Source organism: Bacteroides zhangwenhongii (assembly GCF_009193325.2).
GTDB classification, from domain to species: Bacteria; Bacteroidota; Bacteroidia; order Bacteroidales; family Bacteroidaceae; genus Bacteroides; species Bacteroides zhangwenhongii.
Genome location: NZ_CP059856.1, coordinates 4971855 through 4993701 on the forward strand (window position 1 = coordinate 4971855; position 21847 = coordinate 4993701).

Here is a 21847-nt window from a genome sequence, read left to right on the forward strand (position 1 = left end):
AAATCTTTTATTATTTTAATTCCAATTCGGGTTTTGTGAAAGTTTATATCCGGCACTTTCATAGTCACGGATTACTTGTGCCGGAATAGGATAGAGATATTGACGGTCATCACTATACCAGATGCGGTTTCCCGTACCGGGATTGTATTGCAAATCATAACCACCGGCAGGAGCCGTAGTAACGTAGAGTCCTGTTTCATTTTTCACGTTGACCGTTTTACAGTCTTTATTAGACGACTGTGTACCGTTGTCGGTAAAATAACAATCCGGAGTACCATCACCATTCAAGTCAATATCCGTATTCAATGCAGTGATGTGCATCCCCGTCCAAGGAAGTTGTTCAATCAACTCACCGCATTTCCAACGACGTAGATCATTAAATCTCATTCCTTCCGCTACCAATTCTATAGCACGCTCACGACGGATTTCCAACAATACAGGATCTGCGACATCCGGATAGAACGTTTGCTGCAAATAAGTATCTGCGGTTGTAGGCAGTTTTTCCGTTCCGCCTGTGATCCCCGCACGCCGACGCAAAGCACCGATAGTATTGTTCCAATCAGTATCAGTAAGTTTCCTCAGTTCAGCCTGTGCTTCGGCATAGTTGAGCAAGACTTCGGCATACCGCAGCAACGGAATACTGTTGTTATTCTTTTCATTATTATCATACTTAGTATCATCAAGCGAATACTTTATCACATGATAACCGGTCAGGCAAACTGTCATATCGGCTACAGTCGCTTTTCCATCCCGTTTGAAATCCAATCCACGAACCGTCTGAGCCAACCGCAAGTCACGGTCTTTCATTTCTGCAGCAAAGCTTTTAGTTTCATAACCGGTTCCGGAAGTGAACGGAGTACCGTCCAAATTCAGATATGTATTGACAAACGGGCGAACCAGGCTCCAACCTTTACCATACGAAAGAGAGTTATACCAGTAGTTTTGGGTTCCGTAGATACCCGATGCACTATTGGCGCATACCGCCAAAATGATTTCCGATGTTATCGGGGTCTCCAGGTAGAATAAATCACGGTAAGCTCCTTTTGTACCTGTCGCCATATTCAATGATAGTCCGCTATTATCCATCACCAGCTTGGCAGCACCAGCAGCCTGCGCGTAGAGTTCTTCCGCAGTAATTTCGAGCCCTGTGAGTTTATGATAACGACGAAAAGCGGCTTCGAACAGACATACACGGGATTTGAGTGCGGCGGCTGCCCACTTAGTCAACGTAGAACTGTTGACGGAAGAAGTTGCCTGAATATGTTCATAAGCAAAATCCAAGTCTTCAATCATGTTCCGGATAATAACGTCGCGGCTATCACGTTCTTTATACATGATATCATACTGATAGGACTGGATTTCACTACCAAACCAAGGAATTTCTCCGTATTGGGTCAACTTATTGTAATAGAACCAAGCACGGAACCAACGGGCAATACCCAAATAATTATCACGGGTAGCAGCATCTACCGTACATTCCTTTGAATGACAGCCGTCAATAAAATAATTGATGTTCCGAAGCGTACCCCAACTCCAACTGGTAGCTGTCTCCGCATTATATGCATTCTGCTGTATAAATACATCTGTCTGCCGGACAGCAGCAATATCACACATTTCGTCTTGATTGTAACCCGTAGAGAGTGTTGGTAATGCCCGGTAGAAAGAATAGGCATAGAGACGCAACCCCGACTCGCTACCGAAAATCATAGCTTTGTCAGCCTCCACCTGCATCGTCTCGGTCAAGTCACAACTTCCCAATAATAGCGTAGCACAGAGAAGTAGGATAGTACGTATATTACTTATTTTTTTCATATCTTCTTTATTTCCATTTAGTAAGTGATAGATATTCCTAAACTGAGATTCCGCATCGTCGGATAGTTAAAACCATCCCCCTTTGATCCGGAGGTAAGGTCGGTATCCGATCCTTTCGTAACAACCGTCACATCATAATCTTTCGTGTGGCGATAGAGTGGAGACCACGACCATAAATTTTCACCCGAGAAGTAAACGGAAACTTTAGAGAAACCTGCTTTTGCGATCCACTTCCTTGGCAGGTTATAACCGAACTGCAGATTTTTAAGCCGGAAATAAGATACATCCTGCAAGTAGCGTGTATTAGCCGTACCTTTATACAACGGATTATAATAGCCCGAATAGCGAGGTAAATAGGCATCCGGCCGATCTTTTGTCCAATAATTGTTCAAATGCCATAACGGAACCTGATTGTAAGGGCGGTTGTATTGTCCCCAGAAAGAACTTTCACCGCTGGGATACCAATTTTGTTTCCCCACACCATCAAACATGGCTGACAAGAAGAAATTATTCCAGTCGGCACTGAGCGAGATTGTGTATATGTAACGGGGTTCAGTGTTCCCTATAACCTTCCGGTCCCCCGGCGAGTCTACCGTATTAGCCCCATTATCAATAGTGCCTGTATTATTCAAGTCTTCGAAGCGCATATCACCCGGATAAGTGATGTAATTGACAGATGTCTGCATCAGATTGTTTTTGTAGCCCTTTCCGTCAAAGGCTGCATCAATTTCTTCCTGAGACTGGAACAAGCCATTACAAACAAAGCCCCAAATTTCACCAATACGTTGGCCAACATAGTAATCATCGAGGTCACGTTTTGGATTATTGTATTTATCTATCACCGAATGATAGTCGGCAAGGGTTGCCTTAACACCGAAACTGAATGGTTTGCCCGCTAAACGGAACGAATCATTATACCCCAATGAAATTTCATAACCGTAGGTACTCATATCGGCATAGTTTCCTTTGGGTGATGACGCTCCGAACGTATCGGGAAGCGTCGGACCCACCGTATACATATTAACAGTCTTACGTACATAATAATCGGCGGACAGCGTAATCTTGTTGTTCCAAAACCCTAAATCAATACCTGCGTCTATGGTTCGTGAAGTCTCCCAACCGATATTATCTGGGATTTGATCCGGATTGAGCGTATAACGTAGTTGCGCCTTACCGTCCAGGTAACGTCCCTCACTCGAAGAGCCGGTAGTAGAATAAGTCTTCAATGTGAACTTTTCCAGATAAGAATACGGTTTCACATTGCTATTCCCTAATGCACCATAAGAGACACGCAGTTTTCCATTGGAGATAATATCAGGATTTACTTTCCAGAACTTTTCTTCCGAAAAACGCCATGCTGCCGAAGCCGAAGGGAAAAATCCCCATTGCGAGTTGTTGGGAAACTTCGACGAGCCGTCGTAACGTCCGTTCACCTCGAATAGATAACGGTTATCATAAGAATAGTTCAACCGGAAAAATGCCCCGGCGTATCGCCAACGGTTACCATCACTTTTTATAGACATATTGTCTCCCATAGCAAAGTTGATATTTTCCACATCAGGCATTAACAATCCATTCCGCTCCGAAGAGATTGCTTTATAATCCTGTTGTTCATAGTTATATCCAACCAAAGCTTTCACATAATGTTTGCCTGCAAATGTATTCTCATATTCAGCATACACATTGGTGGATATATAAGTGGTCTGTTGCACTTTCTCCGACATTTCATCATCGGTCTCCGGTGTTCCCAAATACTTAATTACCCCTTCATAATCGCTATACGGGACAGCAGTTGTTTTCTTATCCTCTATAAAATCTTTTGTACGAAAAGAAAAGTCACCCGTAAACCGCAATTTATTGTCCAGCAGCGTTACGTTCAGGGTAGTTGTATTCTTTAAAGTTTTCGTCGTACGCTTTATCCAGTTGTCCCCCGTCACTAATCCGCCAACAGAACGCGCTCCGGAATGGGTTAAAGTTCCGTCAGGATTAAAAATCGGCTCGGACGGATGCCCTTCCATATTGATACCTTTCCATACCAGACCTTCATTCTGTCCGATGTACCCTAGCGGTTGAGAATATTTGTCATGAGTATAATCTATATTATTAGAAATTTTCAACCAATCGAATACTTGTGCACTGACTTTGGTACGCATATTCATTGTACGGTAGGTGTCCGAGTTATAATTGAACAGACCATCGTAATCGTACAAACGGGCGGAAGTGTAGTAACTGATTTTTCCATTAGAACCACTAATGGATACGTTATGTGACTGAGCAAATGTGTGGTCTTTATAAAGCGCATCATAATAATCTTCATTTCCATAATATGTGTACTTGCCGTCAGGTCCCACTGCTGTCTGTAATGTGTTGCCCGCTAATTTCCTCTGCCGGAAAGTTTCCAGCCATTCTTTTGAAAAAGGCTGCGACTTATTAATACTGGTAGGTTCTATCCCGCGATAATTAAATTCTGCCTCACGGAACAGATATGCCCAAACATAACCATCGTCGACCACATCCGGCACTGCATACGGAGTTTCATAAGAAAAGTTCCCCGTATAATTGATAGTGAACTTATCTTTTTGCTTCGAGGGATCTTTCGTTGTAATCAAGACAACGCCATACGGAGCACGTGAACCGTATATGGCCGCCGAAGCTGCATCTTTCAATACGGACACACTTTCTATATCATTCGGGTTCAGCATGGCCGGATCGCCTTCTACACCGTCTATCAGGACTAATGCACTGCCACCTGCTCCGATGGATGTCACACCACGGATATTATACGAAGCTGACTGATTAGGCTTACCGTCGGCAAGCGAAATATTCAAATTAGGGACAGCTCCTTGTAACATCTGTGTGACATTGGCCACCGGACGATTTTCAAATACATCTGATGATACATTCTCTACCGCACCTGTCAAGTTTATCTTTTTTTGCGTACTAAACCCAACCACAACCACCTCATCCAGTGCCTGCGTATCATCTTTCAACGTGATTATCAAGCTGCTCCGATTCTTCACACTGACATCTTGTGTTTGATAACCGATATAGGAAATTTCCAATATTGCATCCGGTGATACTTCCAACGAGAATCTTGCATCCAAATCGGTTGCCGTTCCGTTGGAACTTCCCTTTTCTTTCACTGTGGCACCAATAATGGGTTCACCGTTCATATCATTCACAATACCTGTAATCCGATGTTTTTTATTGTCTTTTGAAGTATTCTGACGGGATTGTCCTTTCTGAACTATTATATTTTTACCCTTTATCTCATAGACAACATTTTGTCCGTACAAAATCTGATCGACAGCTTCATTCAACTGTTTTGCCTCTACACTCACAATCCTTCGGGTATCCAGATCACCGACCTTATATACGAAAGAATATCCGCTCTTATTTTTCAATTGAGTCATCGCCTCCTTCACCGAAACGTTATTCATTTTCAATGAAATAGCTTGGGCCAGCATTGCTACGTTAAGGCAAAAGAGAGCCACGACCATTAATATGGCCTTCTTCCTGTAATTCATAAAATAAACAAATTATTTAATTAAAACTCGAATAACCCGTTTTAAAAGAGATGTATTTTGCTAACTTTGCACCATCTCTCTTGAAAACATATTCACACTTGAAAGTTGTTGAAAAGGAGATTCAGGGGCCGGAAGATGTTCGAGATCTTCCGGTTTTTTATATTTTCTCTCCTTTCATTTCGATAAAGACTATTCAGTATTATTTTCCTTACTCATATTCTTAAATTTACAAGGTTAAACAATCATAGTATTATAAATCTCTGGTAACCGGTTAATAGATAGTTATATTGCGCTCTTCAATTTTATATTGTATTTTCTCTGTAGATGCTAACGCATCCAATACTTCCTGAATGCCTTGCTCCCGACGGACGAAGTTACCGTAGAACCGGAATTTATTTAATGAATCATTAGCTATGTGGATATTCACATTGTAGCTACGTTCCAATTCTTTCACAATATCCGGTAAAAGTTCTTCATCAAAAAACAGATAACCGTCCGTCCATTGCGAAGCATTGGAAGCCGTTACCGACTCTACTTTCATAAGCCCGTTCGACTTATCTAACACGGCTCTTTCATTAGGGACAAGATAAGTTTCCTTCTCACTTTTCAGTAAGTTATTCAACGCTACCCTGCCTTCCAGCAAAGAAACGACAACTTCATGATCTTCAGAATAATTGCGGAAATTGAATTTTGTGCCTAATACTTGCAACTGTAAATCTCTGGTCTTAACGGAAAAAGGCAGTTTCTCATTCCGCCGGACTTCAAAATATCCTTCGCCTTCTAATTCTACTTTACGGTTATCTACCCCGAAGCCTTGTGAATAGATTATTCGTGAACCTGCATTCAGCCATACCAATGTACCATCAGGCAAATAAAGTTTGGTCTTCGATCCTAAAGGAGCTTCTACGGATATATCTGCAAAAGTGTCTTTTACATTCACTCCTCCCTGCCAATATGAGAAGCATCCTACTGCAAGTATGAGTGCGATAATCGCGGCATAACGCCACAACGTCGACAAACGGAATTCCCGGCGAGGAGCTTTCTCCACTTGCTTCCGGCTCCCGATACGATTCCTAAATGTATCGAATGCCTTGTCTTTATTGTATTTCGACGCGGCTTCACGGCTCACGGCAGAGAACCAGACTTCCCGTTGCTGAATAAAATAATCCTCATTTTCAGGTGATGCAGCTATCCATGCTTTCAGTTCGGCTAAAGCATTTTTGTCCAAACCTTCGGTCAGATAGGTTGCAATCAATTCATCAATATGTTTCTTTTCTTCTTCCATTTTTCTGCATTCTATAAAGGAGACAGTAGATTTTTAATTGAGGGTAGTCAAAATATGACCTTTTTCGTTTTTACCCGAAAAAAAATAAAAGTAGAGTAATCAGATATTTACTCAGATTCTTTTGTAAAGATGCTAATGCATTCTTTATATGATACTTAACCGTATTGACAGAGATACCCAACTCTTGAGAAATTTCTTCGTATGATTTTCCTTCAAAACGACTCTTATCGAATACGCGACGACACTCGTCCGGCAATTTATCAATGGCTTTATATATTTCCTCTTCCAGTTCACGTTCCAACAATGTTCCCAACGGATGCGAATCGGATATCATCATTTTATCGTCTGTTATCTCATCGGGCATTAGAGATGAAAACGAAATCTCACGCTTTTCCCATTCTGAATTAAGATAGTTAATACAACGGTTACGGACGGCTCTCAACAAATAGCTACGGATGGAAACGGAAATCTCCAGCGTTTCACGAATCTCCCATAAATGAAAAATTGTATCCCCAACGATGGTTTCCGCAAGAAAGTGATCTTTCACATAGCCATTTGCGACATGACACAGCAGGGCATAATGACGGTCATAGATGTATTGATAGGCATCTTCATTGCCTGTCTTCAACTGCTCCACTATTAAAGTTTCAGTATGCTCCATAAATGTATTAGTCAAGTTAATGGCACAAATTTAGAGAATTTGTCGCAAACGACCTAATTATCTATATTGATATATCTGCCGGACACTTCAACTAGAAAAATAAAGAAAAAAATTATCTCCGAATAACTATATATGGAATAAAAAGTTATTTTTGCACCGTTTTTTAATTTTATCTTAATCTAATATTATGTACAAGATTTTTCACGGCTTTCATTTAGTGGAAGCTTATCAGGATTTGAAAAAAGCCAAACGGTTGGCAAAAAACCGGACAGTAACCCGATGCATAAAGTTAACCGTGGCTATTACTCTCTCCCTTATTTTATGGTTCCTCCCTATTGATACATTTGGAATAGAAGGATTAACCGTCATAGAACAAAGACTTATTTCCATCTTTATTTTTGCCACACTGATGTGGGTATTCGAAGCTATCCCCGCATGGACAACCTCCGTATTGATTGTTGTATTACTATTACTTACCGTTTCAGACAGTAGCTTATGGTTCCTCACGCAAAATATTTCAGCTGATGAGTTAGGGCAGACAGTCAAATATAAGTCCATTATGCACTGCTTTGCCGATCCTATCATTATGTTATTTATAGGTGGGTTCATACTTGCCATCGCAGCAACCAAAAGCGGACTGGACGTATTGTTGGCACGTGTCATGCTGCGACCTTTCGGAACACAGTCACGCTATGTACTATTAGGATTCATTCTCGTTACGGCCGCCTTCTCTATGTTCCTTAGCAATACAGCTACAGCTGCCATGATGCTCACTTTCCTTACTCCTGTATTAAAAGTACTGCCAGCAGACGGTAAGGGGAAAATAGGACTGGCCATGGCTATTCCTGTAGCGGCCAATGTAGGCGGTATGGGAACTCCTATCGGTACACCACCTAACGCCATTGCTTTAAAATACCTGAATGATCCGGAAGGGCTGAACCTGAACATCGGTTTTGGAGAATGGATGAGTTTTATGTTGCCTTATACCATTATTGTATTGTTTATTGCGTGGTTTATTCTCTTAAGACTATTCCCTTTTAAACAAAAAAACATTGAATTACAAATCGAAGGCGAAGCCAAAAAAGACTGGCGTTCCATTGTAGTTTATATTACTTTCGCTATCACTGTCGTCCTATGGATGTTTGACAAAGTGACAGGAGTGAATTCCAATGTTGTAGCCATGATTCCAGTAGCCGTATTCTGTATAACAGGGGTTATCACCAAACGTGACCTGGAAGAAATCAGTTGGAGTGTACTCTGGATGGTAGCCGGTGGGTTCGCACTGGGTGTTGCCCTACAAGAAACAGGACTGGCCAAACATATGATTGAAGCTATTCCCTTCAACACATGGCCTCCTGTACTAATGATTGTCGGCTCCGGACTGATTTGTTATGCCATGGCAAATTTCATCTCGCATACGGCTACTGCGGCATTGCTAGTCCCTATTCTTGCTATTGCGGGAAGCAGTATGCGTGAAAACCTATTTTCATTAGGTGGAGTCGAAACTTTATTGATCGGGGTAGCAATCGGGTCATCATTAGCAATGATATTGCCCATCAGTACTCCTCCCAACGCACTGGCACATGCTACAGGTATGATTCAACAGAAGGATATGGAAAAAGTCGGTATCATTATGGGAATTATCGGACTAATACTGGGATATACCATGTTGATTATACTTGGCTCCAATAAATTGCTATAAATAATTTCTTTTCCATAAAGATAAGCCCTGCAAGAAAAAACATTCTTACAGGGCTTTTTGGGGTTAATCTATCTCGTTTAGAGAATTAGAAAGTATCTTTTTTGACATCATTATTCGCTGTTCAAAATATTTGCGGACTTCTTCCCACTGATAATACGGGAAACGAGATGTTGCCACCGGAATAGCTACTTCTTTTTCATTCAAAAGTATTTTAATCCAGACCAGACCGTTTTGATCATGATAAAGAACCCATTGCACGTTGGCAGCCATGGGAGCAATCTCATAATCTTTCCAATAAATGGATACAGAATCGGACGTCGTTATCTGTATGTCAGTTTTCCCTATCCCCATCAAAGCCACCAAAGGGATAACAGTTTCCGCATGGGCAAAACGGAGATTTACCCGGTTATCTGATTGACCGTGAATTACCCTTTCTGTAGTTTGAATGAACTCAGAAAGTAACGGCCACGCAATTGCAACCGGCAGCATTCCTCCTACCGGTGCCGCACTTTTAGTCATATATTGCCGTAAATTTTGCGTTTGCCAATAATTGTACCATTCCTTATTTCTAAAAAGGTCTTTCATATCAAAAGGTAAGCCCGTATCAGGAAGGATTGCCGCTATTGAAAACAAAGCCATGACAAATTCCCGGCTTTCCAATTCTGTTTCTTGCCCCAAAGTAAGAAAAATTCTTTTCATGACAGGAGTAACCGTCATTTTATCCCGGACAAATGATTCATACAATGGAATCCAATCTCCTTTCTCTTTATAATGAATATAAGGTTTGTTCAAATCGAAAAAACGGAGAAGAGTATTATATTGCTCCCCTGCACTTTGCCGTATGACCAGTGAGGAATCGCACTTCTTCATACTGGAAAGAAAAACATCCATACTGTTGATGCAACGAGGAACGTAGGTAGCTATGGCTTCAATCCGAGCCGAATCTACGAATAGTTCCGGATAACGTGATAACATACGTTCTGCTATTTCTTTTTGCTCCTGTTCTCCTATTGGCGACAACTTTCCCCATTGATCCTTAAAATTGTTGGACAGTTGTAATATCGTAGCAAGTAGTTCCAGTCCTTTTGCAGTCAATCTTTTCTCCTGCTTCGCCAGTATAAGCCCATTTCTAACTTTCTCTAACGCTTTTCCTGAAGTTGGAAATCGTGCTCCATGTCTTCCCAAATGGTTAATATAAAAAGGAACCATACCCTCATGATTTAAAATGGGAAGTTCCTTTATTGAAGGGTATGGCATGGCCGTACCTGCATATTTCTGAATTTCACTTTGTCCAAGTAGAGAAGCAACAGGGAAAAGTAGAACAGCTAAAAATATCATTATCGTTTTCATCCGGCATAATTTGTTTCTATTTGCAACACATAACAACCAGAGATAAAATAATGTTTATTCTCTCCCATATACTATTCCATATCATCAGTTGTCGAAGAAGACACCTCTTTCCCCACTTCTGCATACTTGCTTGGACTTACATCATAATACTTTTTAAATACTTCACGGAAGTATTTGACATCCGAGAATCCAACAATATCAGCAACCTCCGTTACTGTATGTTCACCCTGTTTTAGCAATTGTGCAGCATATTGCAAACGTATCATCCGGATATAATCAGCCGGGGCATAACCGGTCAATATCTTTAATTTATTGTAGAAACTCGTACGGCTCATATGATGCTGACTACTAAGCATCTCCACATTAAAGTCCGAATCCCCCATGTTCTTCTCGATACATTCCTTAACTGAAGCTATAAATTTCCAATCCAAGGTATTGGAGCAATTAGCTGGCAAATCCTCTTCTTCATCTTCAATACTATTATAAACATGACGAAGCAAAGCGCGATTCGCAAGTATGTTTTTTATAGTAACCTTGAGTATTCCCACACTAAAAGGTTTGGTGATATAAGCATCTGCTCCTATTTCCAGTCCTCCGAGTATATCTTTCTCATCCCCTAGCGCGGTCAGCAAAATAACTGGAATATGAGACATCTCAATATCAGTCTTTATAATTGAACATAGTTTATCCCCACTCATCTCCGGCATCATTATGTCAGATATGACAAGATCCGGATTAAATTCCCGTATAATGACAAGTGCGTCCTTTCCATTAGAACAAGACTGAACGTTATAACTAGCAGTAAGCATACCAACAAGATAATTGCGCAATTCATCATTATCTTCTACTACTAAAACACGTTGTGAAGATTTATTCATCTGTGAAGATTTCGTGGTCGGCAAGTTCGAGACTTCACCCGACACGATAGTTTCCGGACATTCATCCATCTCTTTAGGAGAAATGAATTTAGCTTTACGAAAATGTTTATTTCCTTTCGGAAACATTATCCGCACACAAGTTCCTTGCTGCTCGGCACTTTGAATTTGGATCTTTCCCTTATGCAACCGGACCAGTTTGTATACCAGCATAAGTCCGATTCCACTGCCCGTCACTTTCAGATTGACAACATTACTGCCCCTGAAATAGTTCTTAAACAAGTTCTTTTGCTCACATGAAGGAATACCGATTCCCGTATCTTTTACCTCAATGCTCCAAGTGGTCCCTTCCTCAGAAGCATAAATACACACGCTACCGTTTTCCGGTGTGTATTTCAATGCATTGGATAAAATATTTTTCAGAATGGACCCCATCTTATCACTATCAAACCATACATTCAGATAGTCAAAGTTGCTTTCATAAACAAATCTGATATGTTTCATTTCGGCATATTTGCGGAAAGTGGCACAAACATTATTCATATAGGAGTTCAACTCATATTCAGAGACGTAAAGGGTAGAAGAATAAACATCGATTCGCTCAAAGTTTATCAGATTGGTCGTCAGTTGAAGCAATGTATCCACATTTCTAAGAGCCATATTCATATGTGGCAACGCTTTTTCAGCCACCAAATGATTTTCTACAACTTCCTCCAACGGTGCTTTTATCAATGTAAGCGGCGTACGTATGTCGTGGGCCGTATTAACAAAGAACCGTGTCTTCTCATCCGATATCTTCTTTTGTTTGTGCAACATGATAATACGGAATATGATAATCATAACCAGCACCAACAGAATTGCATACCCCACCATGGCCCACACACTAGCCCATACCGGAGGCGTAATAACAATCTGAATACTCCTCGTCTCATAAGTTTTATATTTCTCCTCATTAGATATGGCGCGAATCTGTAACGTGTAACTGCCGGGAGGCAAATTCCTGACAAGAATTCGATTATCATAGCTCGGACGGCTCCATTCTTTATGATAACCGTCAATTTTCCATGAGTAAAGAATATTGGAAGGATAATCATAATTGATAGAAGCTACATCAAGGGAGAATGTGTTTTGTCCGTAGGCTAATTCCAACCGGTCAGTTTCATCAATATCCTGCTTCAAAGGAGATCCATCATCACCCGGATATACAGGATGATAGGCTATCATAAAGTCACGTAGTAATAAACGCGAATAACGGGGCTCCGGTATCTGTATATCTGTCGAAAACCTAACAGCACCATCATTACCTCCAAAAACAAGCGTACTATTACTATAAGCAGTAGCAGAGCCTGCATTAAAATTAACACTCATCAATCCTTGCTCCCGCGTCCAGTTGCGAAAAGAATGTTCCTCGGGAGAATAGATCGTAATGCCGTTCTCCGTCCCCATCAAGAGTTTACCGTCCTGACGTGGAAGAATCGTATAAATATTGTCGGAAATCAACGCGCAATTGTCAGTTCGGTACTGATGCACAAATTTTCCTTTATTGCTATCATAAACCAGAAGTCCAGCTCCACGAGTGCCAATGTACAAAATGCCGTCTTCTCTTTGACATAATGCACATATATAAAGAGATTCAATGGGCAGGTCAATGTACTGATAAATTCCAGATTGCTTATCAAGCTGATAGAGCCCCATTCTTGTACCAATCCACATCCGCCGGACATCCTTCTCCAAAATGGTAGTAATGGAGCTTATTCCTGAATACAAACGCACACTTTTACTCTCAAGATTGATGCGTTTCAAATGATAATATCCACCGGACCAAATATCACCGTTAGAATCTTTTTTAATATCAAAAATATATTGGTCAGGACGTATTCCCGCAATAGAAGCAGGAGAAAAACAACTTATTTTAAACCCCTTTTTTTCTATCTTATAAATATTGGAGGTAAAACCACCAGCCCATATCACACCTGGAGAGACCTCACAGAGTGCTAAAAAGATATGATTCTCATCTTCCATGGCCGGATCAAACGAACTTACAAAAGAGCGCCATTCTTTTGTTTTAGTCTGATAGAGACTGATACCATTACTGGTTGCGAACCAAAGATCACCGTCACTATCCTCCATCACGTCATGTACTTGATCGTTCACCAAAGACCGGTTGTTGCCGAGGGAATGTTTTATAAGGTCATAACTCTGATAACGATTATTACGGATTGTGATACCTGTGGGATAATTGGCAAGCCAAATACGCTCTTCTTCATCCACATAAATGTCATTGATATTGTTTCCATTCATCCCATTATAGCTACTATAATCAGCTGTTATATAGGGTTCACTCATGGCTGTATTCACATCCAGTTTGTATACCCCTTTTCCACCTGTGGCTATCAGAAGTTCATGAGCGTTCAAAGCTACAATTTGGTTAACCTCTACATTATTGGGGGATTGACAAGGAATGATTTTTCCTGTTCCAACCATGTCATATATAAGTATTCCCTCTTTGTAGGTTCCCACAAACAGCTGTTGTGAAACGGCATGATAATAAAGCTCATGTACAGGTGCAGCAATACCTTTCACTACTTCATCAGCAACCAACTTCAGTTCGTCCCCTTCCACTCTAACACGAAACAAACCGCTTCCCGTACCGATAAAAAACTGGTTACTATCCGTCTGTTCAATAACAGTTATTTCCTCATGAACCGGCATTGACAAATGTAGTGTTTTTCCTGTACGGATATCATACCAAGTAAGGGCGTCTTTATAACATAGCCAAATATGGTCATTCCTATCCAAATAACCGTAATTAAGAAACGCCTGCGACTTATTTCTAATCAGCTCCGGATGTACATATGTCAAGTCGAACTTATCATGTTTCGAATCATACTTGAAAATCCTTCCTTTTTGACCAATCACCCATAAGACATCCTCTCTATCCATATAGAGCCAACTCAAGGCAATCCGCGAATCCAACTTCATGCTATCGTCTGAAAAGGTGTAATGCTTGATATGTTTGCCATCGTAACGGTCGACCCCTTCTTGGGTCAAAAACCACATATATCCTCTTCGGTCTTTCTGGATATGGTATATTTTCTGATTATTCAAACCATCTTCCAGTCCTATGTACTTATAAATCTGCCCTTTGCTTACAGTAGCATTAATGAAAAGGAGTATAAACAACAAAAGCCTTTTCATTTTTACAAAACGATTCATGTCTTCACAAATATTCAAAAAATACTCTGCAAAAATATGAAAAATTTAATAAAAACGCAATACTACGAATGTATTCATACTCAACTGATAATTAAAATTAATCCTCATGTATCCAGATTGAGGAAGCTATCCCAAATACAAAAAATAATCACCCAATAACTATACAGAAACACATTTATCATTTCATTTTATACACCAGTGTACCACCTTTTACAATATCTTCGTGTGAGATTGTTTTCTTCGTATAAGGTTCACCGTTCAATGTAATACTATCTACATATTTATGTTCTTCCGATAAATTCTCTGCAATGATTGTGAATGTCTTGCCATCGGCCAAATGCAAGGTCATTTTGGGTAATTGTGGAGCACCGAATACATATTCTGCACTCACCGGATCTACCGGATAGAATCCCATCGCACTAAGCATATACCAGGCAGACATCTGTCCGCAATCATCGTTTCCACAAAGTCCATCAGGTTTGTTCTTGTATTGAGTATCGAATATTTCACAAACCAGTTCTTGTGTACGTTCCGGACGACCTGCCAGTGCATATAAATAAGTTACATGATGACTAGGCTCATTACCATGAGCATACTGACCGATCAGTCCGGTTACATCTGACAGACTTTCGCCTTCCAACTTAACGGTAAACAATGAATCTAACTTATTCAGGAAAGGCACTTCACCACCAAACAAACTGATCAGTCCCGGTACATCATGTTGTACATGCCAAGTATATTGCCATGCATTTCCTTCTGTATAATCTCCACCGATACTTTCAGAATGTCCTAACGCACTTGGATTAAATGGAGCCTTCCAAGTTCCGTCAGCCTTACGGGGACGCATGAACTTCGTCTGCGGATCGAACAAATTTTTATAATAATCAGCACGCTTTGCAAAATATGCCGCATCTTCCTCTTTACCCATACGACGTGCCATATCGGCAGCTGCATAATCATCATATACCGACTCTAAAGTAGAAGATACAGATTCAGCTTTTATCAGGTCTGTCGGGAAATAGCCATATCTTGTATAAACTTCCCAATTGGATTTCAACGGATGAGACACCGTCTGCGTCTTCTTTATTATATTGAAAGCACGTTCAGCATCAAAGCCACGGAATCCTTTACGATAGGCTTCGGCAATGACTGATACACCATGATTACCAATCATACAGAAATTCTCTTTACCCCATAATCCCCAAATAGGCAAGAAACCCTGCACTTCACCTTGTTCGATCAACGAATTGACAAAACCATCCACACGTTCGGGGATCACTAATGTATAGAACGGATGGGCAGCACGATAGGTATCCCACAAAGAGAAGGTAGAATAGAAAGCACCCGTTCCCGCTTTTACTATTGAATCGGCAGCGTTGCGATACATACCGTCTACATCCGAAATCTGGTTAGGCTGAATCAATGCATGATAGAAACAGGTGTAGAAATTTGTCTTTTCATCATCCGTACCGTCTATGTCAATACGACTCAAATAATTATTCCATTCATCATGAGCGGCAGTTTTCACTCCCTCAAAATCCCAAGCGGGAATTTCCGCCTCCAAGTTCTTTCTGGCACCTTCTATACCGGTAGTGGAAAGGGCTACTTTCATCATCAGCTCATCTCCCGGTTGCATATCGAAAGTCGCAATGATGCGTTTTCCTTTTTCTGTCTTTCCCATCGGCAGGTAAAGCGAATCGACTACCGGACGATTGAATTTCATGATAAAGAAATAATCCTGATCCACCCATACTGTGTTATTGACGTACCCGGTCAGTGTCTGCGCATCTTCCCAGTTTACTTCACAACTGTTGACCTGTGAGTGATATTGTTCTTCTCTCCATGCAGGACCATGCTGCAAGTCTATCAGAATAGAAGCGGAATCGGCTTTATGATAAGTATAACGGTGAAGGGCTGCATGGATAGAAGCGGTCAGCTCCGCTTTCACTTGAGGATCGGAAAGTTCAACTGTATAATAACCCGGAGTAGCAGCTTCCTTATCTTTAGAGAAGCGGCTACGATAAGCATCCCATGCACGAGTACGTGTACCCGTTACCGGCATGACGAGAATGTCTCCCAAGTCCATACATCCGGTTCCATTCAGATGTGTCTGTGTAAATCCCCATGCCAGAGAATCTTCATAAACATATTCCGAACAGTACCGCCAACCGACTGCTCCCGTCACGGGGCTAGTCTGTATCATTCCGAAAGGGCAACAGGCTCCGGGAAAGGTATGCCCATTATCAGCGGCACCAATAAAAGTATTAACGTACTGAGTATAATCCTTGACTTCCTGTTTTTCTGTTGGTGTACAAGAATACAAAAACAAGCTTGTTAAAGCTATAGCCATAAAGGGTGCTTTTCTTTTCATGGTAAATATAATGTTAAGTTAATGTCGCATTAAAAGTAATGTTGCAAAAATAAAGAATTATTCCCATTTAGGAAGACAGGATACAGACAAATATACTTAAATTTCAAAGGATAGAAACTCCGATTTATACAGATTCATTGTGATAAAACAAAAATTCGCACGACTTATTGAATAAATATCAACTCAATTATTTATCTTTGTTAGCTTAATAACAAGCTGGCGAAAAAACAATTAGTATAATGAAAGATTTCTTGAAATTTACACTTGCCACAGTGACAGGTATCATTTTGTCAAGTATTGTATTATTTATAATCAGCATGGTAACGCTGTTTGGTATCATGGCTGCTTCGGATACGGAAACGATAGTCAAAAAGAACTCCGTTATGATACTCGACCTGAACGGAACGTTGGTGGAACGCACACAAGAAGACCCACTAGGCATTTTATCACAGTTGTTCAACGACGATTCCAACACGTATGGACTGGACGACATTCTTTCGTCTATCAAGAAAGCTAAAGAAAATGAGGATATCAAAGGGATTTATCTGCAGGCAAATTCGTTGGGGACATCATACGCTTCTCTACAAGAGATTCGTAATGCGCTGCTCGACTTCAAGGAAAGTGGCAAATTTGTCATCGCTTATGCCGACTCTTACACTCAAGGGCTTTATTATCTTTCCAGTGCAGCCGACAAGGTTCTGCTAAATCCTAAAGGAATGATTGAATGGCGGGGTATTGCCTCCACCCCTTTGTTCTACAAAGACTTATTGCAGAAAATTGGAGTAGAAATGCAAGTATTCAAGGTAGGAACATACAAATCCGCCGTAGAGCCGTTCACCGCTACAGAGATGAGTCCGGCTAACCGTGAACAGGTCACGGCATTTATCAATTCTATCTGGAGCCAAGTTACCGAAGGCGTTTCCGCTTCCCGAAATATTCCCATAGATTCATTAAATGCCTATGCCGACCGTATGTTAATGTTCTATCCGGCAGAAGAGAGCGTCAGATGTGGATTGGCCGATACGTTGGTTTATCGCAATGATGTACGCGATTACCTTAAAAGGTTGGTAGATATGGACGAAGACGACAATCTTTCTTTATTAGGATTGGGTGATATGATAAACGTAAGGAAAAATGTACCGAAAGATAAAAGCGGGAATATTATAGCTGTTTATTATGCCAGTGGTGAAATTACAGATTATCCGGGCTCTGCAACTTCAGAAGAGGGTATTGTCGGCTCCAAAGTCATTCGCGACCTTCGCAAGCTGAAAGAAAATGATGATGTGAAAGCCGTTGTTCTCCGCGTCAATTCACCGGGTGGCAGTGCTTTTGCTTCCGAGCAAATCTGGTATGCGGTGAAAGAACTGAAAACAAAGAAGCCGGTAATTGTTTCCATGAGTGACTATGCCGCATCAGGAGGCTATTACATTTCTTGTGGTGCCGACACAATCGTAGCAGAGCCAACAACGCTGACCGGTTCCATCGGAATCTTCGGTATGGTTCCCAATGTAAAAGAATTGACCGATAAAATCGGTTTAAGCTATGATGTAGTGAAAACGAATAAATATGCGGATTTCGGCAATATCATGCGTCCGTTCAGCGAAGGTGAAAAAGCATTGCTCCAAATGATGGTAGCCGAAGGATACGACACTTTCATAACCCGATGTGCCGAAGGACGCCATACAACCAAAGAGGCAATAGAAAAGATCGCTGAAGGTCGTGTATGGACAGGTGAGGCCGCCAAAGAACTGGGATTAGTAGATGAATTGGGGGGAATCGATAAAGCATTGGAGATTGCTGTTGCCAAAGCCGGAGTCGGAGGATACACCATTGTGTCTTATCCGGAGAAAAAAGACGTATTGTCTTCTCTGCTTGATACGAAGCCGACTAATTACGTAGAATCACAATTACTGAAAAGTAAGTTAGGCGAATATTACCGGCAATTCGGTCTGCTAACGAACCTGAAAGAACAATCTATGATTCAGGCACGTGTTCCGTTTGAACTGAATATTAAATAAAGCGCAAACATGGACGATCACTTTATCAAGATACATAAATGGCTTTATCCTGCCTCCTGGCTCTATGGAATGGCGGTAAGGGTGAGAAACAAGCTTTTTGACTGGAATTTTTTCCAATCAAAGAATTTCGATATACCTGTCATCAGTGTAGGTAATCTAGCCGTAGGAGGAACAGGAAAAACTCCCCACACCGAATATCTGATAAAGCTTCTTTGTAATCAATATAATGTAGCTGTATTGAGTCGGGGATATAAACGGCACACGAAAGGTTATGTGCTTGCCATTCCGGAAAGTACAGCAGAAAGTATCGGTGATGAGCCTTACCAGATACATCAGAAGTTTCCATCCGTCACAGTAGCGGTCGATGAAAAACGTTGTCATGGCATAGAGGAGTTGCTTGCATTGGAAAAGCCTTCAATAGATGTCATCCTGCTGGATGACGCTTTCCAGCACCGTTATGTCAAGCCGGGAATGAGCATCCTATTAACAGATTATCATCGCTTATTCTGTGATGACACATTACTTCCCGCAGGTAGGTTACGTGAGCCTGTCGGCGGCAAAAACCGGGCACAAATCGTCATTGTGACCAAATGTCCGCAGGATATCAAGCCCATTGATTACAATATTATCGCAAAACGTCTGAACCTTTATCCCTACCAGCAGTTATTCTTTTCTTCGTTCCGATATGGTAATCTGCAACCGGTATTTCCAGCCCAGATAACGGATGCAGAGATGGCTTTGGTGAACAAAGAGATTCCATTATCCGCATTAACGGATACGAATGTATTATTGATGACCGGTATCGCTTCACCCGTTTCTATCCTCGAAAAGCTGAAAGACAGTGCAAAGCAGATAGATTTATTGGAGTTCAATGATCATCACGATTTCAGTAGCCGGGATATGCAGCGTATCAAAGAACGGTTCAATGAACTGAAAGGAGAACATCGGTTGATTATCACTACCGAGAAGGATGCGACACGCCTGATCAATCATCCGGCTTTGGACGAGGCTTTAAAACCATATATCTATGCCTTGCCTATTGAAATAGAGATTTTACAGAATCAACAAGATAAATTTAACCAACATATTATCGATTATGTTAGAGAAAATACAAGAAACCGCAGCTTATCTGAAAGGTAAGATGCATACCAGTCCCGAAACCGCCATCATACTTGGCACCGGGCTTGGCAGTCTGGCCAATGAAATTACCGAGAAGTATGAAATCAATTATTCGGATATCCCGAACTTTCCGGTATCTACGGTCGAAGGGCACAGTGGCAAACTGATCTTCGGCAAACTTGGCAATAAAGATATTATGGCCATGCAAGGTCGTTTCCACTATTATGAAGGTTATTCTATGAAGGAAGTAACTTTCCCTGTACGTGTAATGCGTGAATTGGGTATCAAAACCTTGTTTGTATCTAATGCGAGTGGTGGTACCAATGCAGATTTCGAAATCGGTGACTTGATGATTATTACTGACCATATCAATTATTTCCCCGAACATCCGCTTCGCGGAAAGAATATTCCTTATGGTCCCCGTTTCCCGGATATGAGTGAAGCATACAGTAAAGAACTGATTCGTAAAGCGGACGAGATTGCTAAAGAAAAAGGAATCAAAGTTCAGCATGGAGTGTATATCGGTACACAAGGTCCTACTTTTGAGACTCCTGCCGAATATAAGCTATTCCACATTCTCGGTGCTGACGCTGTAGGCATGTCCACCGTTCCGGAGGTGATTGTAGCCAATCATTGCGGTATCAAAGTATTCGGTATTTCTGTCATTACCGATTTGGGAGTAGAAGGGAAAATCGTTGAAGTAACGCACGAAGAAGTTCAGAAAGCTGCCGACGCCGCTCAACCGAAAATGACTACAATCATGCGTGAACTTATTAACCGTGCCTAAACAACTATCCCGAATTATATGAGAACTGAAATAGCATCTCTCGGTGAGTTCGGCCTGATAGACCGTCTCACCGGAGGAATCGAACTGAAAAATGAATCCAGCAAATATGGAGTGGGCGACGACGCTGCCGTTCTCTCCTACTCTTCCGAAAAGCAGGTGTTGATAACCACAGACCTGCTTCTGGAAGGCGTACATTTTGACTTGACATACGTTCCTTTGAAACATTTAGGATATAAGGCTGCCATAGTCAATTTTTCCGATATCTATGCCATGAATGGCACTCCCCGACAGATAACAGTATCACTCGGTCTCTCTAAGCGTTTCAGCGTAGAAGATATGGATGAGCTTTATTCGGGTATCCGACTTGCGTGTCAGCAATACAATGTCGACATTGTCGGAGGGGATACGACTTCTTCCCTCACCGGACTTACCATCAGCATAACCTGTATTGGTGATGCAGACAAAGATAAAGTTGTATACCGCAACGGGGCTAAAGAAACAGATTTGATTTGTGTCAGTGGAGATTTGGGAGCCGCCTACATGGGATTACAACTATTGGAACGGGAAAAAAATGTTTTGAAAGGCGAAAAGGACATACAACCTGATTTCTCCGGCAAAGAATATTTATTGGAGCGTCAGTTAAAACCGGAAGCCCGCAAAGACATCATTGAGAAACTTGCTTCTGCAAATATTGTCCCGACCTCCATGATGGACATCTCTGACGGTCTATCTTCGGAGCTTATGCATATATGCAAACAAAGTAATGTCGGCTGCCGTGTTTACGAAGAACACATCCCTATCGATTATCAAACAGCTGTTATGGCTGAAGAATTCAATATGAATTTGACTACATGTGCTATGAATGGAGGTGAAGATTATGAACTTCTCTTCACCGTACCTATCGCCGACCACGAGAAGGTTTCGCAAATGGAAGGTGTCCGTCTCATAGGTCATATCACCAAAACGGAACTAGGTTGTGCATTGATTACCCGCGATGGACAAGAATTTGAATTAAAAGCACAAGGATGGAATCCATTAAAGGAGGAGAAATAAGAAACCTCTGTATATAACAAAATTATTTTCATTCCATATAACACTGATAATAAGGTTACTAACTTTTTATC

12 protein-coding genes are annotated in these 21847 nt (G+C 41.2%); 5 read left to right on the forward strand and 7 right to left on the reverse strand.

Annotated elements, in window-relative coordinates; genetic code table 11:
* Nucleotides 1–15: 15 nt before the first annotated feature.
* The 4 genes from GD630_RS19645 to GD630_RS19660 all read right to left on the reverse strand — a co-directional run bounded on the left by GD630_RS19645 (nucleotide 16) and on the right by GD630_RS19660 (nucleotide 7285).
* Nucleotides 16–1812, reverse strand: coding sequence for a RagB/SusD family nutrient uptake outer membrane protein (locus GD630_RS19645; RefSeq protein WP_143868716.1), 1797 nt, complete (start codon nucleotides 1810–1812; stop codon nucleotides 16–18).
* Between the two features lie 17 nt (nucleotides 1813–1829).
* The gene (locus GD630_RS19650) at nucleotides 1830–5312 is read right to left on the reverse strand and encodes a TonB-dependent receptor (RefSeq protein ID WP_143868752.1); all 3483 of its coding nucleotides are present in this window, start codon (nucleotides 5310–5312) and stop codon (nucleotides 1830–1832) included.
* A 298-nt stretch (nucleotides 5313–5610) separates the two neighbouring features.
* The gene (locus tag GD630_RS19655; RefSeq protein WP_143868718.1) at nucleotides 5611–6624 is read right to left on the reverse strand and encodes a FecR family protein; all 1014 of its coding nucleotides are present in this window, start codon (nucleotides 6622–6624) and stop codon (nucleotides 5611–5613) included.
* Nucleotides 6625–6694: 70 nt separating this feature from the next.
* The gene (locus GD630_RS19660; protein WP_143868720.1) at nucleotides 6695–7285 is read right to left on the reverse strand and encodes an RNA polymerase sigma-70 factor; all 591 of its coding nucleotides are present in this window, start codon (nucleotides 7283–7285) and stop codon (nucleotides 6695–6697) included.
* A 187-nt stretch (nucleotides 7286–7472) separates the two neighbouring features.
* Between GD630_RS19660 and GD630_RS19665 the strand changes: the two genes are divergently transcribed.
* A complete protein-coding gene (locus GD630_RS19665; protein ID WP_143868722.1) occupies nucleotides 7473–8987 on the forward strand; it encodes an SLC13 family permease in 1515 nt (504 codons plus the stop codon).
* Between the two features lie 63 nt (nucleotides 8988–9050).
* Here GD630_RS19665 and GD630_RS19670 read toward each other — a convergent pair whose 3' ends face one another.
* The 3 genes from GD630_RS19670 to GD630_RS19680 form a co-directional block, all read right to left on the reverse strand.
* Nucleotides 9051–10337: a histidine-type phosphatase gene (locus GD630_RS19670; protein WP_143868724.1), complete on the reverse strand. Its 1287-nt coding sequence runs from the start codon at nucleotides 10335–10337 to the stop codon at nucleotides 9051–9053.
* Between the two features lie 71 nt (nucleotides 10338–10408).
* Nucleotides 10409–14428, reverse strand: a complete 4020-nt coding sequence (locus GD630_RS19675; RefSeq protein WP_143868726.1) for a hybrid sensor histidine kinase/response regulator transcription factor — start codon at nucleotides 14426–14428, stop codon at nucleotides 10409–10411.
* A 178-nt stretch (nucleotides 14429–14606) separates the two neighbouring features.
* Nucleotides 14607–16778: a GH92 family glycosyl hydrolase gene (locus tag GD630_RS19680; protein WP_394368241.1), complete on the reverse strand. Its 2172-nt coding sequence runs from the start codon at nucleotides 16776–16778 to the stop codon at nucleotides 14607–14609.
* Between the two features lie 260 nt (nucleotides 16779–17038).
* Here GD630_RS19680 and sppA point away from each other — a divergent pair, with 260 nt between their 5' ends.
* From sppA to thiL, 4 genes are read left to right on the forward strand one after another with little or no spacing between them, the layout of a single operon-like run.
* A complete protein-coding gene (gene sppA, locus GD630_RS19685) occupies nucleotides 17039–18817 on the forward strand; it encodes a signal peptide peptidase SppA (RefSeq protein ID WP_143868730.1) in 1779 nt (592 codons plus the stop codon).
* A gap of 9 nt (nucleotides 18818–18826) precedes the next feature.
* Complete coding sequence (gene lpxK, locus GD630_RS19690; protein ID WP_143868732.1) at nucleotides 18827–19957, forward strand: tetraacyldisaccharide 4'-kinase; 1131 nt, start codon at nucleotides 18827–18829, stop codon at nucleotides 19955–19957.
* A complete protein-coding gene (locus tag GD630_RS19695; RefSeq protein WP_007766496.1) occupies nucleotides 19914–20723 on the forward strand; it encodes a purine-nucleoside phosphorylase in 810 nt (269 codons plus the stop codon). Before lpxK ends, GD630_RS19695 begins: the two co-directional genes overlap by 44 nt.
* 18 nt (nucleotides 20724–20741) lie before the next feature.
* Entirely contained in the window at nucleotides 20742–21776 is a 1035-nt protein-coding gene (gene thiL, locus GD630_RS19700; RefSeq protein WP_143868734.1) for a thiamine-phosphate kinase, read from the forward strand.
* Nucleotides 21777–21847: the final 71 nt, after the last annotated feature.